The organism is Bacillus sp. FSL R9-9497 (assembly GCF_038005805.1).
Taxonomy (GTDB): Bacteria; Bacillota; Bacilli; order Bacillales; family Bacillaceae_G; genus Bacillus_A; species Bacillus_A cereus.
Genome location: NZ_JBBOTY010000001.1, coordinates 1415447 through 1439121 on the forward strand (window position 1 = coordinate 1415447; position 23675 = coordinate 1439121).

Sequence of the window (23675 nt, forward strand, 5' to 3'; positions counted from 1 at the left end):
ACGATTGAAATTATCCCTTCTCCGTACTAGTTACTACTCGTTAAGTATAATGTTTGTATTGCCAAAGGATTGAGAATCGTATGTGACAATTATTTTTCCTTTACTAATAGGTTCGTAAGGTAATTCTTCTTCGTAATTACCATTATTTTCATTGTGGATAGAAAGTGTAATTTCATCGATTTTTTTATTTGTATACTGATCTTTAATCGTTTCAGCAATTTGAAGTAACGCTTCGGAACTAGAAGCTTTCGTAATAAGCATTCCCGTTATAACTTTCTTTTCATTTTTTGTTGCATTGGAATAAGGGATATTGCTTTGTTTCGTATACAAAATTTTGTATGGAACTGTTTTTCTCTCTGCTTTTGAAATAGTGGAATATTTTAGAGTTAAAAAAAATCCTACACATAAAATAATGCATATCATAAGAGCAATCCAAATGCGTATCGGTGACATAAATCTCATTTTTCATCCCTCTTTCATATCTTTGACTTCATTATTTATCATACAAAATGGGGATTAAGATAGAGTAAATTTGAGGTAAAGAAACGTAAAGAAGGAGCACTTATCCTCCCAAATAAGTGCTCCTTTCTATATAAAGAGAGATTTAATGCACGTTTAATCAATACATACAATTATCAATATACTTATTGAGTGAAAATTAGTAAATTCGGAATATAGATAGTGTTGCAGTTGTATCGCCTGTGTTAGGAATAGAAATAGTGTTTGCCGTAGGCTGTATAGAAATTGTTGTACCAGCTTGTAAAGTAACGATTGTAGAGAACGAAACAGCACTACCGATAACATTAGTTGAGAAATTACGAGTAGGTGGTTGACCATTGAATGAAATACCGAATCCAAATGGTGAAGATCCTGGGAAAGTTGTAGACGCTGAGAAACTAATATCATATACTCCTGTTTCTAAAATTGTTAAAGTATCTGAAGTATCGTTGAAAGAGATATTAGTTAATTCAAAAACTTGATTGAATTGGAGGTTTGTTCCAGGAGATATAGTTTGTGGATTGGAGTTTCCAATTGCAGCGATAGTTACAGGAATTGGAGTACCCGCTGGTCCTTGAGCACCAGTAGCACCTGTTGCGCCCGCCGGCCCTTGAGCACCAGTAGCACCTGTTGCGCCCGCTGGTCCCTGTGCACCTTGAGGTCCTTGAGGTCCGGTAGCACCTGTTGCGCCCGCTGGCCCTTGAGGTCCAGTAGCACCAGTAGCACCTGTTGCTCCCCCTCCAAGGCAACCTGATCCGTATTGAACTAGGATAGTTTGGATTTCTGTTATAAGTTTAACTAATTTGTCGATCGTACAACAATCTACTTTGAATAATTTAGCGATATACAGTAAATAATTAAGCAGACTTTGTAGCTCAACGTACAATGCTCCGCATGAGAAAGGTGTTGTTCTTAAAATAGTTAATAGATTAGCAATAATAGAATTTCCAATTTGTTTTTGTGCTGGAGATAAATCTAAGCAATTAAGGAATTTTTGTAGATTATTTAGGGCCGCGATTAAGTTGTCGATATTATTTTGAGAAGGGTTTTGAAAGACAGCTTGAATAGCTTGACCAAGAGCTTGAAGAAGTCTAACAAATTCTGTAAGTTCTGACTTAGGGATGTTAATATGGCTACATGCTCTTACTTCGCAACAATCATTACCATAAAATACTTTTCCTTTATTTTTATTGTTCATCTTTTCATTCTTTTCTTTCATAGAATCATTAGTCATTACTATATATTAAAATGAAATTTATACTAAATTCGTGATGGACAAACTACCATTTCTAAAAAAATAAGAAATTGGCCCACCTACGAAAGAAATAAGTAAGATATAGAGAAAGGTTTATATAATGTAAAGAAGAAAAGTGCAACATAAAAAACTACATGCTAATTGTTGGGAGTGTTTAACAATTGGCATGTAGTTCGTGGATTAGTCCTCTATTTACATTGATTTAATTTTTCAAGGGTTGTTTTAGGTAAGATTGGAATTGAAATAGTGAAAGTTGTACCATCTTCATTACTAGTCATTTTTAATGTGCCGTTATGATTTTGGATGATTTTTTTTGTTACTGACAAGCCTAGTCCTGTTCCCGAATCCTTCGTTGAGAAGAATGGGTCAAAGATATATTCTTGAATAGCTGGAGGAATACCAATTCCATTATCTGTGAAAGTAATCCGAATGAAGTTATTAAGGCGATAACTAGTAATTTGAATAGAAAGAGGTTTGTCGCCTTGAGCATCGACGGCATTTTGAAATAGATTTAAAAACACTTGAACAAGTTCATGTCGATCAATATTGACTAAAATATCATCTAATTCATTAGAGAAGTTATAATCAATTGAAATATTATGCAAGGAAACTTCACTAGCTAGTAACTGTTGAATATAGTCACGTAAAAATGTATTGATGGGAAACGGTTCTCTTGTAAATTCCCGTGTTTTTGAAATGGCTAAAAATTTTGTAATAATATTATTTGCACGATCTAATTCAGGGATAAGCAAGTTTTTAAATAACTCTTTATTTGATGGAGAAACGCTTTCTTGTAAAAATTGTAAGTATCCTCGTACTGTTGTAAGAGGATTTCGTACTTCGTGTGCAATTCCAGCTGCGATTCGCCCTGCTAACGAAAACTTCTCTGCATCACGTTCTGTATTTAAATAATGAAAGACACTAATAACTCTAAAAATCTCCCCGTTATAATCGCGAATAATTCGGTTATTTATAATGCCATAGTTTTTGTCTAAAACTTCTTCATTATATATTTCTGTTCCCGTTTTTAATGTTTCAATCGCTTTAATTTTTTCTTCCGGCAAGTTTAGTAATTGTTGAATCGGTTTTCCGATAATATCATTTCGTATTATACCGAAATCATCTGCAGCAACTTGATTACATAAAGTAATATTCCCTTTACTATCGATAAAGGTTACATGATGTGAAAAGGCATCAAAAATATGTACAAAGTGTTTTTCAAGTTGTTCAAATAAAAATAATGAATCACAAGTAAGTTGAAAATGAGCCTCTTTATTCTCTTTTGGTATTTCTTGAATGGAATGAGTCGTTCTAGTTTTCTTTATTCGTAAACCAATATGTGGATTTTTGTATGTGAAATGATGTGGTAATTGATTCACAAGTTCTTCATAAAAACGTACTTTATTTTCTAGTTCTTCAATTCGTTTTTCATGAGATACAGTAGCATCGTTTGGAAGCATAAATAAATAACCCCTCATTTTAAAAATTCTTCCATATAGTATATCATATTTTTATAAGGATACCCTTAAAGAAAAGGCTACATGATGCAAAGTGAATAGAAGATGAAGTTAAAAAGGGAGGGGTATATGTGCTGTTTATTGGAGTGACAGGATGGGGAGATCATGATTCTTTATACATAAATCCCTATGAAAATAGAAATAAATTACGAACATACAGCGAGTATTTTCCTATTGTGGAAGTGGATAGTTCATTTTACGCAATGCTACCTGCACGAAATTATATAAAATGGGCAATGGAAACGCCGAAAGATTTTTCTTTTGTCGTAAAAGCGTATCAAGGAATGACAGGACATATGAAAGGTGAAATTCCTTTTTCTACGTTCGATGAGATGTTTGATGTGTATAAACAGTCTATTCTTCCTTTAATAGAAGCTGATAAATTAAAAACAATTTTATTTCAATATCCACCATGGTTTGATTGCAAAAAGAAAAATGTAGATTTTCTTCGATATACGAAAGAAAAAATGGAAGGTTTACCATGTGCAATAGAATTTCGAAATCAAACATGGTTTTATCCAGAAATGAGAGATAAGACGTTACAGTTTCTAGAACAGGAGAAATGGATTCATACAATTTGTGATGAACCACAGGCTGGGATAGGTTCTGTGCCACTCGTGTTAGAGGTTACGAATTCAGACATGGCATTAATACGTTTTCACGGTCGAAATGTTCATGGTTGGCTTGAGAAAGGGGAAAATTGGAGAGCGGTTCGCTGTTTATATCGCTACAACAATAAAGAACTGGAAGAATGGGTTGAACGACTAGAGCAATTAAAAAAGAAAACAAAGGATATATACGTACTGTTTAACAACAATTCAGGTGGGGATGCAGCAGATAATGCGAAACAGCTTATGAAAATGATGAACATTACATATGGTGAGCCGAAGCCGGAGCAATTAAATTTTTTTGAATGATAATAAACAAGAAAGGCACTGTACAAACAGGGGGAATGTACAGTGCCTTTCTATATGAAAAAGAGGGGTAACAATGTTACTGAGCGTTTGGTTGATTCATCAATTGTTGGCTTCATAATAAATGATAATGGTTATCATTATCATTGTCAATGGTTTTTCTAAAAATATATAAAAAACTTTGTGTATTTTAAATAGAGATAAAAAAAGAACAGCGATTAATGCTGTTCTTTTCCATTGACGAATTGTTGTAAATCAAAAGGAGTTATCGCTTGGATAAATTCTTTTGAGATAAGTGTTTGAACGAGAGTGCTCTCAGAGATAGAAGCACCTGTTTTCTTTTCATAAGCTTGTTTTAATAAATCAAGTTTTTCAGCCGTTTCTTTTGGTAATTCAATTGTAAGTGTGTTCATAATTTCTCCCCCTTATTATTAGAGTACCACTACAGTATAGGAGAGACAAGAAAAGAGAATACGAAATATAAAAAAGGTTACCAAATTTTAAAATGGTAACCTTTTTTATGTATAAGAGTTATTAAGCAATACCGATATACTTTAAAGTTTTTGATGGAGTACTGTGATCAAAGAAGTGTTGTAAAAACGCAATATCAACACCTGATTTGTATGCACAATAACCCCAAGTTTTTCGAAGTGTATGTGAGCTAATCCCTTCTAATCCAACTTCTTTTGCGGCTTTGTTTAAAATGTACCATGCATGTTGTCTCGTAATAGATTTTGTTCCTTTTTGAGATTTTAACAATGGTTCATTACGTTTCCAAGTTTTACGTTCTTTCATGTAGTCTTCGATTGCGTGCTGTAAGTCTTCATTTACAGCAAACCATTTATGTTTCTTCACTTTTTCATTGTAAAATAAAATGGAATGGCGAACATTTTCATTTTCATCAATTACATCACTAACTTTTAATTGTAAGATTTCACTTACTTTTAAGCCAGAATTTACAGCTAATACGAATAATAAGCCATCACGTTTCGAAGATTGTAAAAGTATATTTTTGATAGTTTCTAATTGTTTTTCATTTTGAATAGGTTGTCCTGCTTGTTTCATTTCACGCACTCTCCTCTTTTATATGTGTAAAGGAAAGGATTAACTTGTTTCTTACTATAAAGGGAGAGTGTGAATTTCATGTGAACTCCTAGTGAAATTAAGACAAATTATTTGACTTCTTTTACTTTTTGTAAATTGAAATAGAATACAACACTGTTAGTCGTATTATACACACCATACTCGGCATGATGGAGGTCTAAAATGTTTTTTACAATAGATAATCCGAGACCGGTACCTCCGGTGTGACGGCTACGTGATGCATCTAGACGATAGAAGCGATCCCAAATTTTTTCAAGACTTTCTTCAGGGATAGGGTTTCCTGTATTCTCGATTTCGACTTTTACGGTATCTTCTGCTTCTATAATGGAGACTTGTATTTTTTCTCCCTCTGGCGTATAACGGATTGCATTACTTAGTAAGTTCACAACTACTTGTTCAATGCGACTGCGATTTGCTTTAACAAGTATAGAAGGGTCTGCATCGATGTTCACTTGTAAATGTTTTTCTTCCATGCTAAATAATAATTTTGTGTAGACTTGTTGCGTTAATTCACCGATTGAGAACGTCGTCATATCTAGTTTGTAAGTACCAGATTCCAACTTTGCTAATTCTAACATTTCAACAATCAGCCTGTTCATATTTTCTGTTTCTTCTAAAATAACATCAGTATAATACGAAGTATCCTTACTAACACCATCTTTAATTCCTTCTGCAAAACTTCTAATTACACTTAGCGGTGTTTTTAATTCGTGTGATACGCCAGAAATGAATTCTTTTCTTGTTTTTTCTAATTGACGTTCACGTTCAATATCTTGTTGTAACTTTGTATTAGCAACATTTAATCGATCGATTCGATCTTTTAAATTTACAGATAATGTATTGATACTGCCAGAAAGCCCGCCAATTTCATCGTCAGCTGTAACAGGTAATTTCTCGCTGAAATCAAAATTAGCCATTTTTTTTGTAACACGATTTATTTTAATTAATGGCTTTACAATAATTTTTGAGTAGTAGAAGGATAACAAAATAATTACGAGAAACACGATGATTAAGGCATAGACATAATAATCTTTTAAAACGAGCATCGCTTCATTAACAGGCTGCAAAGATGCTATCGCAAAAGCATATTCTGTAATCCTTCCATTTTCTATAATCGGTTTTACAAAGATACTATTTTTTATATTTTCTCCACCATCTAATATGAAAGTACTTAATTGGTTCGAGTTAGAAGTGCCCTCTCTAATCATATCAGCAAAATATTGAACGGCTTGTAATGTTTCAATATCATTTGCAAGACGAACCTCAGCTTTGGATGGGAGCTGTAACTTAGTTATAACACCTGTAAAGACGATTCGAGTTGTAGATTTGTATCGGCTTGCAAGTCTGTTCTTAGAAGGGTTACCATTAATTGACTGAAAATCCGAATAGAAATGTTCGTTCTGCCATTGATTATAATTCGTTCCTAATTTTTGTGGTGTGATTATATTATTCTCTTGTACGACTCCATCAACATTGATTATTACATCTTTTTTTAAACCTAAATTTTCGAATTTATTATATTCTTCTGGTGTTAAAAGATTATTGAGTGGAATGGAATACTGTTTATTATTGTTGGGATTAAATACATCGATATAGTAATTGTTATCACTTTTAATAATACCGTTAGAGTCCAAAAACTGCATATCGGCATTTGTTTTATCATGAAATTCTTGTTTTAGTTTTCTAACCTGCTCATAACTTTTATCACTTTTATCATAATTATCTACGAATTTTTCAAAAGCAGTTTGGACTGTTTTTACTTTCTTATTAATATAAAATTTCTCTAAAAATAGAGATTGTCCTAGGAAAAAAAGTAGGAATATGATTGTAAATAAAGTGGATGTTAATAAAAATAGTTTAAAGACGATACTTCTGTTTTTCACTACGTCACCTCTTATGAGAAATACTGTAAATGATTTCTTTATCCCGCTTTAACGGGCAATAAGACTCCCACTTCAAAATTCGGCGAATACAAGGGAGTTAAGTGGGAAATCAATTGCCCGTAAAATCCGATTGGTTCAACTAATAATCAGTGGGGGATGGAAAAAACCTCCACTGATTAAAGTTTCACTTTATTATAACAAACGTTACAAGAAAGTAGAGGGGAGAAATCTGTCTCTTTATAAAGTAGTTATTTATAAAAAGTCACATAAAAAGAACTCGCCAGACGTATGACAAGTTCTTTAGTGTATTATTGTTGAATTGCTGCATCTAAAGCGATTTCAATCATTTCGTTAAATGTAGTTTGACGCTCTTCAGATGTTGTTTCTTCGCCAGTGAAGATGTGATCGCTAACTGTTAATACAGATAATGCATTTACACCGTATTTCGCTGCTAATGTGTAAAGAGCAGTTGTTTCCATTTCTACTGCTAATACACCGTAATCTCCAAGTTTTTTAACCATGTCCATGCTTTCACGATAAAACACATCTGCTGTTAAAACGTTACCGACACGAACGTGTAATCCTTTTTCAGTTCCAGCATCATAAGCTTTCTTTAAAAGGTCAAAGTTTGCAGCTGGTGCAAAATCAAATCCTGGGAATGTTAAACGGTTCATATTAGAATCAGTACAAGCCGTCATTGCGATAATAACATCACGAACTTTTACATCTTTTTGAATTGCACCGCAAGTTCCAACGCGAATTAAATTTTTAACTCCGTAGCTTTGGATTAATTCGTTTACATAAATAGAAATAGAAGGAACACCCATACCTGTACCTTGAACAGATACACGTTTTCCTTTATAAGTTCCAGTGAAACCTAACATACCACGCACATTATTATAGCAAGTAACGTCCTCTAGAAATGTTTCAGCGATATATTTTGCACGTAATGGATCACCAGGTAATAGAATAGATTCAGCGATTTCGCCTTGTTTTGCTTCGATATGTACACTCATAAAAAAGTCCTCCTTATAATGTATTGATAGAAATCAATATCATTTGCATTATACACTACGAATCCTTTCAATTAAAATCTTTTTATTATTTGTAATATGTGCAAAATAGGAGGATTTCATAAATCATAATCTAGAATATATATCTTAAGAAGTTTTGTATGAATAGAGACAATAAAAATGGTAGGTGATGTTTTGAAAAATCTTGTCATCGGGCTTATTGCGTTAGTACTTATTGTGGCAGGAGGATTTTACATAAAAAAATATCAAGAAAACGAAGAGACTGTAGGAGATGTTCAGGAAGTAAAGTGGGATGTTTCAAATGGAAAGGGAAATGAGAAAGTAGATATTGTATTTCAGTTGTTAAACAACAAGAATAATGAAATTCGTGGTGTAAATGATCAAATGCGGGCAGTGATTGTAGATGGACAGTTAAAAAACATACAACAAATTAAACCCACATTTGCAGGGAACGGGTCATATAAGTTATCTTCCAAAATAGCGAAAGACGAAGAATATACAATATTTTTATACGAAGATAAAAATAAGTCCGTAGAGTCATTCGCTAGGAAGAATTTTGGTAGAACGAAAGAGGAGAACAATAAGAAAAAAGTGAAATTTCCAATCGACAGTGTACTTACAAAAAAAATAGGAGAGTATGAAGTTTCTCTTTTATTTGGCGCATTACATCCGAATGAACCAGTTACGTTAACATTTCAGTTTCAAGCAAAAAAGGGTGAAAAATTGAAATTGCATTCAGAGAGAGGAGAAGTAGAGTCACTCTATATAGTGGATGAAACGAAGGAGAATTTTTTATACGCTATGCCTGTAGATACGGATGAACAATTACAATACCGAATTACATTTCCTGCCGAGGGCACGTATAAAATGTGGGGGAATTTCTATATAAATGGTAAGAAGTATGAAAAAGAATTTATTGTACAAGTTCAAAAAAGAAAAAACAGCTAAGAATTTAGCTGTTTTTTCTTTTTCCTATTAATTTTGTTACAGAGAGCATTGTAATTGGTAAAGAATGATTCTTTCTAAATGCTAAATATTTACCGCTCCATGCTGGTTTATATTTTTCTTTAAAATGTCGTAATCCGCTGAAACTATACGTATAACGAACGTTATTAAAGATTGCAGCAGCCACTCGTTCAGACCAGAAAGACTGTGTGGATAAACCAACATTTGAAAGTGGTGCCATACCGATATTAAAGGAGTGGTATTCATTTTCTTTTGCCCACTGGAATAAGTGGATGAAAATTGCGTCCATAATGCCGCTAGGCGCATCTGGATAATATCGCATTAAATCGACAGATAATGATCCGTTTTGATATACAGGCATGAATGTTGTGAATGCAATAATTTTTCCATCCGAATCAGATAATGTTGCGATAGGAGCGCGACTAATATATTCACGATCGAAGTATCCGAGTGAAAAACCTTTCTCTTTTTTTCCACCAAGCCATGCATCTGAAACTTTTCTTAACTCTTCATATAATTCGTCGGAGAAAGGTGGCTCATGAATAGAGAATGTATAGCCTTCTCTTTCAAAACGGTTGAAAGTAGCTCGCATGCCAGCGCGTTTCTTTCCTGTTATTGTAAAGGTATTTAAATCAACAACAGCTTCTTCACCAAGCTTAAAGAAGTTATAACCAAAATCGTGGTATAAACTCATCCATTTACTTTCAATTTGATAGAATACACAAATGTATCCAAATCGATCAGCCTCAGCTAAAAACTCTTGCAATACAGTACGATAGGAGGAAGGGTCCCCGATTGGATCACCTAGTACAATAAGTCGTTTTCCAGTTATTGAGAAGAGAATGAGTGCTTTTCCATCACTACTGAAAAAGAACTGTTTATCTCCTAAAAAACCTAAATGACTAAGTACATTTCCACCATGTTCATCTAAGAAGTTTTGTAATCGTTTATCATTAGCTGGTTGCCCGGGAAATTCATTTCGATAACGATTTGCAATGAGTGAACCAATTAGTAAAAAAGTAGGAACAAAAAAGGCAGCTGCTAATGCACTTCGTTTCACTTGTGTAATATTACGAACGACAAAATCAGGTTTGAAAGCTTCTTTTGCACCTGCAAATAAAATACCTAAGTTTTTATATAAATATAACGTTACAAGTAGGAATATAAAAACTTTTACGATATCGGAAAGTGAGACTTCCATTTTCTCACGTACAAACCTTTTACGAAGCATATACAATACAGCGAGTACGATTAATAAAATAAAAGTTTCTTCAACATCAATTCCTTTTAGTGTGTTAAAAATAGCCGCTCCAATTAAAGAAACAATCGTCATATAATAAGAACGTTTTGTTCCGTAATATATCCCCCGCGAAAGAATGAGGAGGAGAATACCGAATGTTAGCGATAAGCTAAAAGAAAATTGAATAAGATGTTTTGGAGCTAGAATATGTAAGGCGTGTGCCCGATTTATACTTGTCGGTAGAATGGTTGATAAAATAACCATTAAGCCAGCAAATACTGTTAAAGCAGCAGACGCCCAAGAACCTAACTTTCCTAGAAAGTCACGCTGCAAAGTCCATATAACACCAGTTGTCTCTAATGCAGGCGCAATAAAAGGTTTATCTTCAAACTTTTTAATGGCTACTCCTGTCATTTCAAAAGCTGCAAAAATGAGACCAAGGCAGAAGGGCAAGATGTAATAGACGAGACGATATAATAACATAGCAGGGAGTAAAACACCTGTATCGATGCCGTATTGCCCAAGCCCAGTTAAGAAGACAAGATCAAATGATCCAAGGCCACCAGGAACAAGACTAACGACACCAGCTAAAGCAGCAATAACATATACGCCTAAAAACTTTTGGAATTCGATTTCAATGCCAAATAATAGTAATATGACGTACATAACAATACCAGCGGATACCCACTCGACTAATGAAACTAATGAGTATAAAACAGTTGGGTTTTTCTCCTCTTCTTCTTGTTCCTCTGTTTGCGTCGCTTTTCTATTTTTTAATTTAGAAAATCCGATATATATAGGGACGAAAAGAGCGAAGAAGATAAGAACAGGCCATAGCCATGGTTTTTCATGCAAAATAAATCTCGTGTCTAATATTCCGATGAGACCAAGAAATGAAAGAATGGCTAATCCATTAATAAAGGCAGTTGTCATCCAAGCGATACTTTTAATAAGTTTTCCATTTTCTTTTATATATGGACGATAAAGCATTGTGCGTACGCCGGCTCCAACAAGACCACCAAACCCGATAAATCCATTTAAAGTATTAGCAATCCACGAGATACGGAAAATCTTTTGGACAGGGATATCAGCTTTTAAGTAACGAAGCATAACATAGTCATAAAAGAACATTGTTGATACAGCGAATGCACCAAGTGTAATTGCTAAAAAGACTCCTCCAGTTGGAATGTTTTTAATTGTATCAATCGCTTCTAAAAAAGAAATGCCCGCTAATTCTTTTTTTGCTTGAAAGAATACAATTGTTAATACAACAAATGGGAAGACAATTTTCCCGATTTGTAAGAAACGTTTCCATGAAAACGACATAAATACAACTCTCCTTGTATAAGAAAACTGAGACAATAATATTATTATGACAAACTTCAAGAAAAATAAAAAGGTAAATTCCTGTATAGGCGAGCTATTTTTTATATAGGTATATTTAAAAGAATATTTTGTTTATCAGAAAATTAAGTTAGAATAAGATGAAAGAGGGGGGGAGGGGAGTATATGATTATAAAAGGTTACGTAGGATATGAGTTAGAAAAAGCGAAACCTAATACATCAGAAGATTTTTTTAACAGATCTGAAGTGACATATATATTAAATGGTAAAGAGAAAACTTTTTCGGTTGTATACGTTCGATATTTTGAAGAAGTTTTACAAGAAATTACTCCTTTTGAAGGAAATCCAGTGTATAAAGTAGAAGAACAAAACATATATTTGCGTGATATTGTAGCGATATGTTGTTTAGTGAAAGATAAGGAGCTTCGTGCGCAAAAACGTTTGTATTTAAATAATATGGAAGAATTTCAACAATATTTTGATGAGGGAACGGTGTCGAAAGTACAAGAAATATTGGCTGAATTACATAAAAATAAAAGAGTAGAAATAGCGTGAAATGGCAAAGGAGAGAGAAAAATGTCTAATTTGATGGTTGAAAATCAAACAGAACAAGTTTCTATATTTTTAGAAGATGCTATTAATTTGATAACTAATTATGTAAATTATCATACGTTACCTTCTTTATTAGAGGAAACACCAGCAGGGAATGAGCAATATTATAAAGGGGTATTAGCATCAATGAGACGACTTCTCGTTTTTTGCGAAGAAGGACAGGATGCATGTTTTGTTTTGTTGAATAGCCAGCCATTTCGAAAAACAGCAGCTGAAAAAATTTTATATAAGATTTACCATCAAGTAATTGCAGAGTTTTTTTCACCGAAGAGTGATCATTGGTATGAAAATAGTCGGTCTGCATATACAGGGAAAAATTCTATCGTTTTTCAACAAACACCACCTGCATCTTTGGAGCAAGTGATGAAGAGTTTAGAAGGTAAATTTCAATTGATGCGTGAAGAACTAGAATATTATGAGACGGATTATCAGACAAAGATGTTACACAAATATTGATTGAGGAAAAGAAGCTAAGGTGACTTAGCTTCTTTTCCTTTTGTACAGTTATATAAGGGATTTTCATTGAATATAGTTAAGTGGATAGCATTAGGGAGGTGCAACATGAATCAGCAAGGTGTATTTACAGATTACTTTCATGAAGTAGAAAATTGGTGTGAAAGTGTTCTTCACGTATTAGATAGCCGCGCAATGGAAGTGTATGATGTCCATATGCTTGCTTATAAAATTCAGACGTTATTAGAGCGTATGAAAGAGCATGAGTATGAAACAGATGCAGAGTTTATGTATGAAATAAGCGATGATGTAGAACATATTCAGCATCACTTGCAGGAAGTATTTATGCAAGAAGAAGAGGAATATGAATTATATGAAAGAGGGGATAGTGAACGAGCTGTCCCAATTGGAGGACATACACTCCCGCCATTACCTTATCCGTATAATGCATTAGAACCGTATATTTCCAAAGAAATTATGATGTTACATCATGATAAACATCATCGGAGTTACGTGGAAGGGTTAAATAAAGCAGAGAAGATGATGGAAGAAGCGAGAAAAACAAATAAATTTGATTTAATTAAGCATTGGGAAAGGGAAGCGGCTTTTCATGGGTCAGGTCATTACTTACACACGATATTTTGGAATAACATGAAAAAAGACGGTGGTGGAAGTCCAAGAGGAGCTTTTTCACAACAAATTGAACAAGATTTTGGGAGCTTTTTACGTTTCCAAAAACATTTTACAGAAGCGGCCTCTAAAGTAGAAGGTTCAGGCTGGGCAATTCTCGTTTGGGTACCCCGGTCTGGAAGGTTAGAAATTTTGCAAAGTACACTTCATCAATTATTTACACAATGGGATACGATACCGCTCCTTGTACTAGATGTCTGGGAACATGCGTATTATTTACAATACCAAAATCGAAAAGATGAATATATTAAAAACTGGTGGAATGTTGTAAATTGGCCTGATGTAGAAAAAAGGTTTGAAACTGCGAAACAAATTGAATGGACACCATATTAGACGCAAATTCTCTGCGTCTTTTTTAATGGAAGTAGAAGGAAGATTTCGTTCATATTTTAAAAGGCCAAGCATACACTTGTACAAAAAGTGCCAAAAGGACGTGGGGGGAAATATGAGACGAATTTGTGTAATCATTACGCTTCTTATGATGTATGCAAGCGTTATGCCGATTCCTACATATGCAAAGATGAACAGCAATGTCAGTGCTCGAAATGCTGTATTAATGGAGCAACAGTCTGGTCGTGTATTATACGGAAAAGCAGAACATGAGCCTCAAAAAATTGCTAGTATAACAAAAATTATGACCGCCTTATTAGCTGCTGAATCAGGGAAGATGAAAGAAATGGTATCAGTTAGTAATGAAGCGGTGAGGGTGGAAGGATCGGCAATCTATTTAAAGCCTGGACAAAAAGTGAAGTTAGAAGATTTAGTATACGGACTCATGCTTAGATCTGGTAATGACGCAGCGCAAGTAATTGCTGAAAGTGTGGGTGGGAGTATAGATGGATTCGTATATTTAATGAATCAAAAAGCGAAAGAAATTGGAATGAAAGATACGCACTTCTCAAACCCTCATGGCTTAGATGGAGATGGATCACATTATTCGTCGGCTTACGATATGGCATTATTAACGAAATATGCAATGGGAAACGAGACATTTAAGAAAATCTTTGGAACCAAAACATATAAATCAGATTCTTGGGATTACCCGTGGAAAAATAAACATAAGCTGGTAACGTCTTATTATGAATTTGCAACAGGAGGAAAAACAGGCTTTACAAAGAAAGCTGGGCGAACGCTTGTGACAACGGCATCAAAAGATGGACTAGATTTAATTGTCGTAACTTTGAGTGCCTCTAGTGATTGGGATGATCATATGAATTTGTTTGATAAAGGTTTTGAACGTTTCAAACAAACGAAAGTTTTAGGACAAGGAGCAATTGCTGAAATAAATGAAAAGAAGTATGCCAACCATGTTTATACGAAAAATAGTTTTTCGGTACCGTTAACTGAAGAAGAAAAAAAGAACGTAGTATTAAAAGTTGAACTCCATAAAAGTACAAAACTTACGGATGGAGTAAAGGTTGGGAAGACAGACATTTATGTTGGTAATGAAAAAGTTGGAGAACGGAATTTATTTTATAGTAAACGGAAGTTAGTAGCTACAACGGGACTTTACTGGAATAATGTGAAAGAAATTTTTTCTTACATGATAGGTGTTGGGAACGATGGTTAATCTCGTATGGGTAGCGATGGCTGTCATTGGGATTGTATACGCCATGATAAATGGCACGATGGAAGAAGTGAATAAAGCTGTATTTGACGGAGCAAAAGATGCGGTAACGATTTGTATAGGACTTATTAGTGTTTTAGTATTTTGGCTCGGTTTAATGAAAATTGCAGAGGAAGCCGGATTGTTAAAAAAATTAGTTACACTTTTTATGCCGATAGTAAAAAGGTTGTTTCCAGAAATACCAAAGGATCATCCGTCCATGGGATTTATTCTATCAAATATGATGGCAAACTTTTTTGGTCTAGGTAATGCAGCAACCCCTCTTGGTATTAAAGCGATGGAACAACTGAAAGAGTTAAATGGAGGAAAGGATTCGGCGAGCCGTTCTATGGTGACGTTTCTAGCATTAAATACATCAGCCATTACATTAATTCCTACGACAGTCATTTCCATTCGAATGACGTATGAATCAGCGAATCCTACTGAAATTGTTGGGGTAACATTTATTGCACAAGTACTTTCTATGATTGGAGCAATTTGGATTGACCGCTATTTTTACCGAAGAAGGAGTAGAAAGGGGCGGAAAAAATGAGTATTGTAAATACAATTTCTTTATGGGTAATTCCTTGTGTAATTGGTTTTATCCTTTTATATGGCACAATAAAGAAAGTACCGACGTATGAATCGTTCGTTGAGGGAGGAAAAGAAGGGATTCAAATTGCAATTTCCATCTTACCGTTTATGGTTGGAATGCTTGTGTCTATTTCTATATTCCGGTCTTCAGGTGCGTTAGATGCAATGATATCGGTAATGAAGCCAATGTTAGATTTGATCCATGTTCCAGCAGAAATTGTTCCACTAGCACTTATACGCCCTATTTCAGGCTCTGCTGGTTTAAGTATTACGACCGATTTAATTGCCACATATGGGCCAGATTCGTTTATTGGGAGATTGGCTTCTACGATGCAGGGAAGCACAGATACGACTTTCTACATTTTAACTGTATATTTTGGCGCGGTCGGGATTAGAAAAATGGGTGATGCACTAAAAGTAGGACTTTTTGCAGATTTAATAGGGATTATATGCTCAATTGTGTTCGTTTCTTTATTGTTTCAGTAATACTATTCATTTTTTACGCTATTTCGCTTATAATACGTATACGACCACTATTAAGGTGTAGCTTAATAGTGGTTTTTTTATGTGGTATTTTTGACAAAATGATGAACTTTTATTGTGAGAAATATGAAAAATATGGACAATAATAAAAGGTAAAAACATGATTTGACCTTTATATGTTTATTATCATCGCTATGTTGTTTAAGTAAGATGAAGCGAATAGCCGTAAAGCGTATGCGGTTGCCAAGTCTTTCTAATGTAAGGTAAGATAAATTCGAGGTGAAAAAAGAAATGGAACGATTACAAAAAGTGATTGCGCAAGCAGGTATTGCATCGAGAAGAAAGGCTGAGGAATTAATTCAGCAAGGAAAAGTGAAAGTTAATGGAAAAATAGTGAAGGAGTTAGGGACAAAAGTAACTCCTCAAGATAAAGTAGAAGTAAATAACATCCCTCTTGAAAAAGAAGAACCTGTTTATTTTTTACTATATAAACCAACTGGCGTAATTTCAAGTGTATCAGACGATAAAGGAAGAAGTGTTGTAACGGACTTTTTCCCGGAAATTACACAACGTTTATTCCCAATCGGACGCTTAGATTATGATACGTCTGGCGTATTATTAATGACAAACGATGGGGACTTCGCAAACGTATTAATGCATCCTAGATATAAAGTTGAAAAAACATATGTTGCAAAAATAAAAGGTCCATTAACAGGTGAGAAAATTCGCATGTTAGAACGCGGTGTTACGTTAGAAGACGGTAAAACAGCGCCAGCGCGTGTGAAAATTATTTCTTGGGACAAGCGTAAAGAGATGGCTATTGTACAGTTAACAATTCATGAAGGACGTAATCGTCAAGTACGTCGTATGTTTGAAGCGTTAGACTGTAAAGTAGTGAAATTAAAACGTGAACGTTATGCTTTCTTAGAAGTAGGAAGCCTGCGACCTGGTGATGCGAGAGAATTGACACCACATGAGGTGAAACAATTACGCGCACTTGCTTCTACAAAGCCAAGATAAGCTATAGAGTTAAAAATTCACCAGTGGAGTGCTCTGCTGGTGATTTATTCAATACAACATTTACAGAAGATAATACATAACATTTATCGAGGAGAGGAGAGGTAATATGAAGAAAAATCGCTTATTATTTCGCGTTATTATTCTACTCATTTTATGTGGTGCTGTAGGATTTACCCTTTATCAAGGATTCTTTGCTAATAAAGAGAAAATGCAAATCGGAAAAGAAGCACCTAACTTTGTTGTGACGGATTTAGAAGGGAAGAAAATTGAACTAAAAGATTTAAAGGGAAAAGGTGTATTTTTAAACTTTTGGGGCACGTGGTGTAAACCTTGTGAAAAAGAAATGCCTTATATGAATGAATTATATCCAAAGTATAAAGAAAAAGGTGTTGAAATCATAGCGTTAGATGCAGATGAAACGGATATTGCAGTAAAGAACTTTGTGAACCAGTATGGTTTGAAATTCCCAGTTGCCATTGATAAAGGACAAAAGATTATAGGAACATATGGAGTAGGTCCATTACCGACAAGCTTTTTGATTGATAAAGATGGAAAAGTAGTGGAGCAAATTATAGGTGAACAAACGAAAGAACAGTTAGAAGGGTATTTAAAGAAAATTACTCCGTAATAAAGAAAGCCTTTACATAAGGGGTGCGTGTCTATAGTGCCTCTGGTTTAAAAATTCTGAGTATTGTGGTAACTTGAGGTTAGAATATACAATAGTACATATAGATACAGGGGCGGTGAGAGTGTTGAAAGAAATTAAATGTGAATGTGGACATGTTAATCCGATAGGAACCGTTTTTTGTGAAGCTTGCGGGAAACCATTTGAAAGCAATGAAAATGCAAAACTATTGGATATGCGCTATGAGGGGAGTGCACGGAGATCTCTCACGCAGACAAAAACGATAGTCGATAAAATTTGGAGCTTTTTCTCTTCTGTAAAAGTGGGTGTATGGCTAATCGTAATAACTTTAGCTGCATCAGCGATAGGAACTATTTTTCCGCAAGAAATGTACATAACTCCAGGGATTGCACCAGCTGAATATTATAAACAAGAATACGGATTTTTAGGACAATTATACTATCAATTAGGATTTAATAATTTATACGGTTCATGGTGGTATATGATTTTGATTGCTTCTATCGGTATTTCACTTGTGATATGTAGTTTAGACCGCGTTATTCCACTTTATAAAGCTTTAAAAAAGCAAGGTGTAAAAAGACATCCTAGCTTTTTAAAGAGACAGAGATTATATGGGACTGGTACACCGCAAGATGGTGACCTGGAAAGAGTGCAAAAGAATTTAAAGAAAAGAAACTATAACGTGAAAGTGGAAGACGGAAACGTTTTAGCAGAAAAGGGACGCTTCTCGCGTTGGGGTCCATATGTAAATCATATCGGCCTTATTATCTTTTTATTCGGTGCGATGCTTCGTTTTTTACCGAGTATGTACGTAGACGAAGCACTTTGGTTACGTGATGGTGAAACGAAAGAAATACCAGGGACGGATGGACAGTACTACTTAAAAAACGAGAAATTTATAAAAGAAGTTTATGATAAAAGTAAGGACAAAGAAGTTTTTGAGGAAGCGATTGATCGTGTAGGCGATAAAATGATTGCGAAAAACTTCCAAACGAATGCCGTATTATATAAAGCAGTAGGAGAAAATATAGCAGGACAAAAACCGAAATTAGAAAAAGTAAAAGAAGCGGAAATTCGAGTGAATGAACCACTGAAATTTGATCAATTTGCAGTGTATCAAGTGGATTATAAAGAAAGTGAATTTAAAAGTATGTCCTTTAACTTGCAAAATAAAGAAAATAATCAAAAGTGGGGACCGATTAAAGTAGATTTAACGAATCCTAAGGAAAAATATGATTTAGGAACTGGTTATTCTCTAGAACTATTAAGCTATTTTCCTGATTTTTATTTTGATGAGAATGGAAAACCAAATACAAAAACGAAATTACCAAACAATCCTGCATTTGTATTTAAAATGTTTACACCTGAAACACCAGATGGTGAAGTGAGTTTTGTTGGTATTCAGCAAAATATAGAACCAGATGGAAACAACAAATATAAAATGTCGTTTGCAGGTGTTGAAATGCAAAATGCAACAGCACTTACTGTAAGAAAAGATTTAACGCTTTGGATTCTCGGTATTGGAGGATTTATATTTATGGTTGGTGTCATTCAAGGTATGTATTGGAATCATCGCCGTATTTGGATACAACGTGTTAATGATGAATGGTGGATTGCAGGGCATACAAATAAAAATTGGTTCGGTTTAAAGAAAGATATTGAAAGAGTAATAGAAGGTACAGCAATTCCACAGCCAAATGATAAAGTAATTGATAAAAAAATTAGTTAAGGTGGGGAAACGATATGGTGCAAATAAGTAGTAACTTTCTCTTTACCGCATTTATTTTATATTTAATTGCGACTCTATTTTTTGGGGGAGCCATTAAAGAAAAGGGTCATAAATGGGCAAATGTAGGAATAACGATTACAATTTTAGGGTTTATAGCACAAACAGTATATTTTGTTACAAGGTGGATTGCATCAGGGCATGCGCCAGTTAGTAACTTTTTTGAATTCGGTACATTTTTCGGCATGATGCTTGTAGGAGCATTTATTGTCATGTATTTTATGTACCGTGTAAGCATAATCGGACTATTTGCATTACCAGTTGCGCTTTTATTAATTGCCTATGCAAGTATGTTTCCGAGGGAAATATCTCCGCTTATTCCATCTTTAAAAAGTAATTGGTTACATATTCACGTGACGACTGCAGCAGCAGGACAAGCCATTTTAGCGATTAGTTTTATTACAGGCGTTATGTATTTATTGAAAAATGTAGATCAATCGACGAGAAGTAAACGTACATTTTGGCTAGAGACGGTAGTATTTACACTTGTTTGTACAGTTGGATTTATTGGAGTAACAACGGTATTTTCTAGTATGAAATATGAAGCGAAGTTTCAATGGATTGATAAAAATGAACAACAACTGGAAATGAAGTACAATCTTCCGGCTTTAGTTGGACCGCATGAAGGGAAGTTACTGACAGAAAATAAATTAGAACCGGCAGTTGAAGTTCCAGCAATTGTAAATGCAAAAAAATTAAATACTGTTATTTGGTCAGTGTTAGTTGGAACATTACTGTATATTGTATTAAGACTCGTTTTACGGAAGCGAGTATCGGCGGCACTTCAGCCGTTAGTAAAGAATACGAATAGTGATCTACTAGATGAAATCGGATATCGATCTATTGCAATTGGATTCCCAGTTTTCACATTAGGTGCATTAATTTTTGCGATGATTTGGGCTCAAATAGCGTGGACGCGCTTTTGGGGCTGGGATCCGAAAGAGGTTTGGGCACTTATAACGTGGCTCTTTTATGCTGCAGTACTACATTTACGATTATCTAAAGGGTGGCATGGAGAGAAATCAGCTTGGCTTGCAGTAATTGGTTTTGCAATCATTATGTTTAACTTTATTGTAGTAAACTTAATTATTGCCGGTTTACATTCATATGCATAGAGAAATAAAATAGGAGAGTGTATGTCACTTTCCTATTTTATTTTTGTCAACTTTTCTTCTTTTTTGAGAAAAACATGACAAAGTAGCGGTTGATTTTGTAAAATGATGTCGAGGACATTATATACAGTTCAAAAAAAATACATAGTTTTGGAAAAAAATTGAACAAAATTTATTATTCTTGTGAAGCATAATATGGGAAGTGAAACATTTAGAAGATTGCTTAAATAAACGAGAATAGCGCAACATAATAGTTAAAGAAGGGTAGGTGTGAACCGCTGAGGTGAGAGTACGCAGCGGGTAGAGATGGCAAATGAATCAAGAATTTTAATTGTAGATGATGAGGATCGTATTCGTCGTTTATTGAAAATGTACTTAGAAAGAGAACAATATACGATTGAAGAAGCAGATAATGGTGATACAGCTTTAGAAATGGCGTTGCAAAATGATTACGATTTAATCTTATTAGATCTTATGATGCCTGGTAAAGATGGCATTGAAGTATGTAAAGGGGTTCGTGAGAAGAAAGCGACACCAATTATTATGCTGACAGCAAAAGGTGAAGAAGTAAATAGAGTACAAGGATTTGAAGTTGGAACAGATGATTATATTGTAAAGCCGTTTAGTCCACGTGAGGTCGTGCTACGTGTGAAAGCGGTATTACGTCGTGCTGTACCAACAACATTCTTTACACAAGATACAACGACAAAAGATGTTACTGTATTCCCTCACTTAACAATTGATAACGATGCACACCGTGTTACTGCAGATGGCAATGAAGTAAACTTAACGCCGAAAGAATATGAGTTACTATTATTTTTAGCGAAAGCTCCTGATAAAGTATTCGATCGTGAGCAGCTGTTAAAAGAAGTATGGCAATATGAATTCTTCGGAGATTTACGTACAGTTGATACACATGTAAAGCGTTTACGTGAGAAGTTAAGCAAAAAATCACCAGATGCAGCGAAAATGATTGTTACTGTTTGGGGTGTAGGTTACAAATTTGAGGTTGTGAACGACTGATGCTTTGGAGAAGTGTAGTAGGGAAGTTATGGATGACCATATTACTTCTCGTTTCGTTTGTTCTTGGATTTGTTGCGATTTTACTTTCACAATTTTTTAGAACGTATTATGTTGATATGAGTGAAAATAGACTTCAAAAAGTCGCAACAAGTGTTACGGAATTAATTGAAGAAGGTGCCGATGTAAAAACGATTGAGAACATCGCGTACAAATTCTCTGATCCACTTTCAAGGATTATTATTGTAGAAGATGGCAAGGAAATCTCTTCTTCACCGAAACAAGAAGGGTTAGTCACTCTTACAATGGATGATTTAAAAGAAGATAAAGAATTAGCCGCTGTTTTTACGGACAAAAAAGAAATTAAGAACAACATTAGAAAAGCTTCTGATAGTAGAAAGAATAAAAGCACTGAAAATGATATTGTGATCGTTGGGAAACCAGTGCAATCAAAAAATCAAAGCGCAGTGTTCGTATATGAATCTTTACAAGTGCCAATAAAAGATATGGAGAGAACGACTGATTTCATTTTCTTAGCCGCTGGGATTGCGATTATATTAACAACTTTCTTTGCGTTCTTCTTATCTACTCGGATTACAGCACCGCTTCGTAAAATGCGTGAGGTTGCTTTTGAAGTGTCACGTGGGAAATTTGATGCAAAGGCTCCTATGGTATCTCAGGACGAAATTGGTGAGCTGGCAACGGCCTTAAATCAAATGGGTAAACAGTTGAAGTTTAATATGAATGCTTTGCAGCAAGAAAAAGAACAGTTAGCCAGTATTTTGAGTAGTATGGCAGATGGAGTTATTACGTTAAATCAAGAAGGTGAAGTCGTAGTTATTAATCCACCGGCTGAACATTTCTTACAAGTTTGGCAAGAAGAAAAAGAGATAGAGTTAAGAAAAAAATTACCTTCTGAACTTGTGGAACTATTCCATCTCGTTGTAGAAAGCGAGCAACAACAAGTTGTTGAAATTAATTTACAAAAAGGGAACTATGTAGTTCTTATGACACCACTTTACAATCAAACGAAAATTCGTGGGGCTGTAGCGGTACTGCGAGATATGACGGAAGAACGTCGTCTTGAGAAAATGCGTCAAGACTTTATTGCGAATGTATCACATGAACTTCGTACACCGATGGTCATGCTGCAAGGGTATAGTGAAGCGATTTTAGATGATATTGTGCAAACGAAAGAGGAAATAGATGAGTTTGTTCAAATCATTTATGATGAATCCGTTCGTTTAGGTAAACTTGTAAATGAATTGTTAGATTTAGCTCGTATGGAAAGCGGTCACGTAGAGTTACATATTGGTGAAGTCGACATACATCCATTTGTGGAAAAAATTGGTCGTAAATTCCAAGGGATTGCAAAGGATAAAGAAGTTGAACTAACAGTTGATTTCCGGAATCAGATTGAAGAATATGCGTTTGATGCAGATCGGATGGAACAAGTGTTGACGAACTTGATTGATAACGCAATTCGTCATACGAATGCGGGTGGACATGTAACGCTTGTAATTGATACAAAAAATAATGGCCTCATTTTTGAAGTACAAGATTCGGGTGCAGGCATTCCAGAAGAGGATATTCCATTTTTATTTGATCGTTTCTATAAAGCTGATAAAGCAAGAACACGTGGGAAAAAGGGTGGAACAGGACTTGGGCTTGCGATTGCGAAAAATATTGTTCAAGGCCATGACGGTAAAATTTCTGTATCAAGTGTTGTTGGAGAAGGAACTACATTCTCTGTATATTTACCGAATCGTATAATTTAGATATGTGTTTTTAAAGTTGATAATGAATAAAGTTCTGCTGTTTTTTATTTTTTTGTAAACTCAATTAAATAAAGAATGGTAGAACTTTTTTCTATCTTGATCGAATCAAGAATAACAAGA

22 protein-coding genes are annotated in these 23675 nt (G+C 34.6%); 14 read left to right on the forward strand and 8 right to left on the reverse strand.

What is annotated here, in order from left to right; genetic code table 11:
• Nucleotides 1-33 precede the first annotated feature (33 nt).
• The 3 genes from MKY21_RS07385 to MKY21_RS07395 all read right to left on the reverse strand — a co-directional run bounded on the left by MKY21_RS07385 (nucleotide 34) and on the right by MKY21_RS07395 (nucleotide 3213).
• Entirely contained in the window at nucleotides 34-462 is a 429-nt protein-coding gene (locus MKY21_RS07385; RefSeq protein WP_086408929.1) for a hypothetical protein, read from the reverse strand.
• Between the two features lie 196 nt (nucleotides 463-658).
• Nucleotides 659-1717 carry a Gly-Xaa-Xaa repeat protein gene (locus MKY21_RS07390; RefSeq protein ID WP_341075828.1) on the reverse strand — a complete coding sequence of 353 codons (1059 nt, stop codon included), beginning with the start codon at nucleotides 1715-1717 and terminating at the stop codon, nucleotides 659-661.
• A gap of 224 nt (nucleotides 1718-1941) precedes the next feature.
• Nucleotides 1942-3213, reverse strand: coding sequence for an ATP-binding protein (locus MKY21_RS07395; RefSeq protein ID WP_000937238.1), 1272 nt, complete (start codon nucleotides 3211-3213; stop codon nucleotides 1942-1944).
• A gap of 128 nt (nucleotides 3214-3341) precedes the next feature.
• Here MKY21_RS07395 and MKY21_RS07400 point away from each other — a divergent pair, with 128 nt between their 5' ends.
• Complete coding sequence (locus MKY21_RS07400) at nucleotides 3342-4187, forward strand: DUF72 domain-containing protein (RefSeq protein WP_341075830.1); 846 nt, start codon at nucleotides 3342-3344, stop codon at nucleotides 4185-4187.
• A 215-nt stretch (nucleotides 4188-4402) separates the two neighbouring features.
• Here MKY21_RS07400 and MKY21_RS07405 read toward each other — a convergent pair whose 3' ends face one another.
• From MKY21_RS07405 to deoD, 4 genes are all read right to left on the reverse strand, one after another.
• The gene (locus MKY21_RS07405) at nucleotides 4403-4597 is read right to left on the reverse strand and encodes a DUF3924 domain-containing protein (RefSeq protein ID WP_001094860.1); all 195 of its coding nucleotides are present in this window, start codon (nucleotides 4595-4597) and stop codon (nucleotides 4403-4405) included.
• A gap of 121 nt (nucleotides 4598-4718) precedes the next feature.
• Nucleotides 4719-5249, reverse strand: a complete 531-nt coding sequence (locus tag MKY21_RS07410; protein ID WP_000806236.1) for a tyrosine-type recombinase/integrase — start codon at nucleotides 5247-5249, stop codon at nucleotides 4719-4721.
• A 107-nt stretch (nucleotides 5250-5356) separates the two neighbouring features.
• Nucleotides 5357-7171, reverse strand: coding sequence for a sensor histidine kinase (locus MKY21_RS07415; RefSeq protein ID WP_000797516.1), 1815 nt, complete (start codon nucleotides 7169-7171; stop codon nucleotides 5357-5359).
• Between the two features lie 308 nt (nucleotides 7172-7479).
• Nucleotides 7480-8187 carry a purine-nucleoside phosphorylase gene (gene deoD, locus MKY21_RS07420; protein ID WP_000110707.1) on the reverse strand — a complete coding sequence of 236 codons (708 nt, stop codon included), beginning with the start codon at nucleotides 8185-8187 and terminating at the stop codon, nucleotides 7480-7482.
• 177 nt (nucleotides 8188-8364) lie between these two features.
• Here deoD and MKY21_RS07425 point away from each other — a divergent pair, with 177 nt between their 5' ends.
• Nucleotides 8365-9153, forward strand: coding sequence for a hypothetical protein (locus MKY21_RS07425; protein ID WP_000232610.1), 789 nt, complete (start codon nucleotides 8365-8367; stop codon nucleotides 9151-9153).
• Nucleotides 9154-9157: 4 nt separating this feature from the next.
• Here the strand turns inward: MKY21_RS07425 and mprF are convergent, their stop codons facing one another.
• Nucleotides 9158-11737, reverse strand: coding sequence for a bifunctional lysylphosphatidylglycerol flippase/synthetase MprF (gene mprF, locus MKY21_RS07430; protein WP_000010893.1), 2580 nt, complete (start codon nucleotides 11735-11737; stop codon nucleotides 9158-9160).
• Between the two features lie 183 nt (nucleotides 11738-11920).
• Here mprF and MKY21_RS07435 point away from each other — a divergent pair, with 183 nt between their 5' ends.
• From MKY21_RS07435 to resE, 12 genes are all read left to right on the forward strand, one after another.
• Nucleotides 11921-12310: a hypothetical protein gene (locus tag MKY21_RS07435; RefSeq protein ID WP_000584365.1), complete on the forward strand. Its 390-nt coding sequence runs from the start codon at nucleotides 11921-11923 to the stop codon at nucleotides 12308-12310.
• A gap of 21 nt (nucleotides 12311-12331) precedes the next feature.
• Nucleotides 12332-12823, forward strand: coding sequence for a YpuI family protein (locus MKY21_RS07440; RefSeq protein WP_000067556.1), 492 nt, complete (start codon nucleotides 12332-12334; stop codon nucleotides 12821-12823).
• A 105-nt stretch (nucleotides 12824-12928) separates the two neighbouring features.
• A complete protein-coding gene (locus MKY21_RS07445) occupies nucleotides 12929-13843 on the forward strand; it encodes a superoxide dismutase (RefSeq protein ID WP_001075739.1) in 915 nt (304 codons plus the stop codon).
• 112 nt (nucleotides 13844-13955) lie between these two features.
• On the forward strand, nucleotides 13956-15080 hold the full coding sequence (locus tag MKY21_RS07450; protein ID WP_001252637.1) for a D-alanyl-D-alanine carboxypeptidase family protein: 1125 nt from the start codon (nucleotides 13956-13958) through the stop codon (nucleotides 15078-15080).
• A complete protein-coding gene (spmA, locus tag MKY21_RS07455; protein ID WP_000247811.1) occupies nucleotides 15073-15669 on the forward strand; it encodes a spore maturation protein SpmA in 597 nt (198 codons plus the stop codon). The genes MKY21_RS07450 and spmA overlap by 8 nt, the downstream gene beginning before the upstream one ends.
• Complete coding sequence (gene spmB, locus MKY21_RS07460; protein ID WP_000029514.1) at nucleotides 15666-16196, forward strand: spore maturation protein SpmB; 531 nt, start codon at nucleotides 15666-15668, stop codon at nucleotides 16194-16196. Before spmA ends, spmB begins: the two co-directional genes overlap by 4 nt.
• 276 nt (nucleotides 16197-16472) lie before the next feature.
• Complete coding sequence (rluB, locus tag MKY21_RS07465) at nucleotides 16473-17213, forward strand: 23S rRNA pseudouridine(2605) synthase RluB (protein WP_372474244.1); 741 nt, start codon at nucleotides 16473-16475, stop codon at nucleotides 17211-17213.
• A 106-nt stretch (nucleotides 17214-17319) separates the two neighbouring features.
• Nucleotides 17320-17841 (forward strand): thiol-disulfide oxidoreductase ResA, encoded by a 522-nt coding sequence (gene resA, locus MKY21_RS07470; RefSeq protein ID WP_000742194.1) that lies wholly within the window; start codon nucleotides 17320-17322, stop codon nucleotides 17839-17841.
• A gap of 121 nt (nucleotides 17842-17962) precedes the next feature.
• Entirely contained in the window at nucleotides 17963-19588 is a 1626-nt protein-coding gene (gene resB, locus MKY21_RS07475; protein WP_016117480.1) for a cytochrome c biogenesis protein ResB, read from the forward strand.
• Between the two features lie 14 nt (nucleotides 19589-19602).
• Nucleotides 19603-20760 (forward strand): cytochrome c biogenesis protein ResC, encoded by a 1158-nt coding sequence (gene resC / locus MKY21_RS07480; RefSeq protein WP_000250081.1) that lies wholly within the window; start codon nucleotides 19603-19605, stop codon nucleotides 20758-20760.
• Nucleotides 20761-21063: 303 nt separating this feature from the next.
• The gene (gene resD / locus MKY21_RS07485) at nucleotides 21064-21780 is read left to right on the forward strand and encodes a DNA-binding response regulator ResD (RefSeq protein WP_001262938.1); all 717 of its coding nucleotides are present in this window, start codon (nucleotides 21064-21066) and stop codon (nucleotides 21778-21780) included.
• Nucleotides 21780-23555 carry a sensor histidine kinase ResE gene (gene resE, locus MKY21_RS07490; protein WP_000964695.1) on the forward strand — a complete coding sequence of 592 codons (1776 nt, stop codon included), beginning with the start codon at nucleotides 21780-21782 and terminating at the stop codon, nucleotides 23553-23555. The genes resD and resE overlap by 1 nt, the downstream gene beginning before the upstream one ends.
• Nucleotides 23556-23675 lie beyond the last annotated feature (120 nt).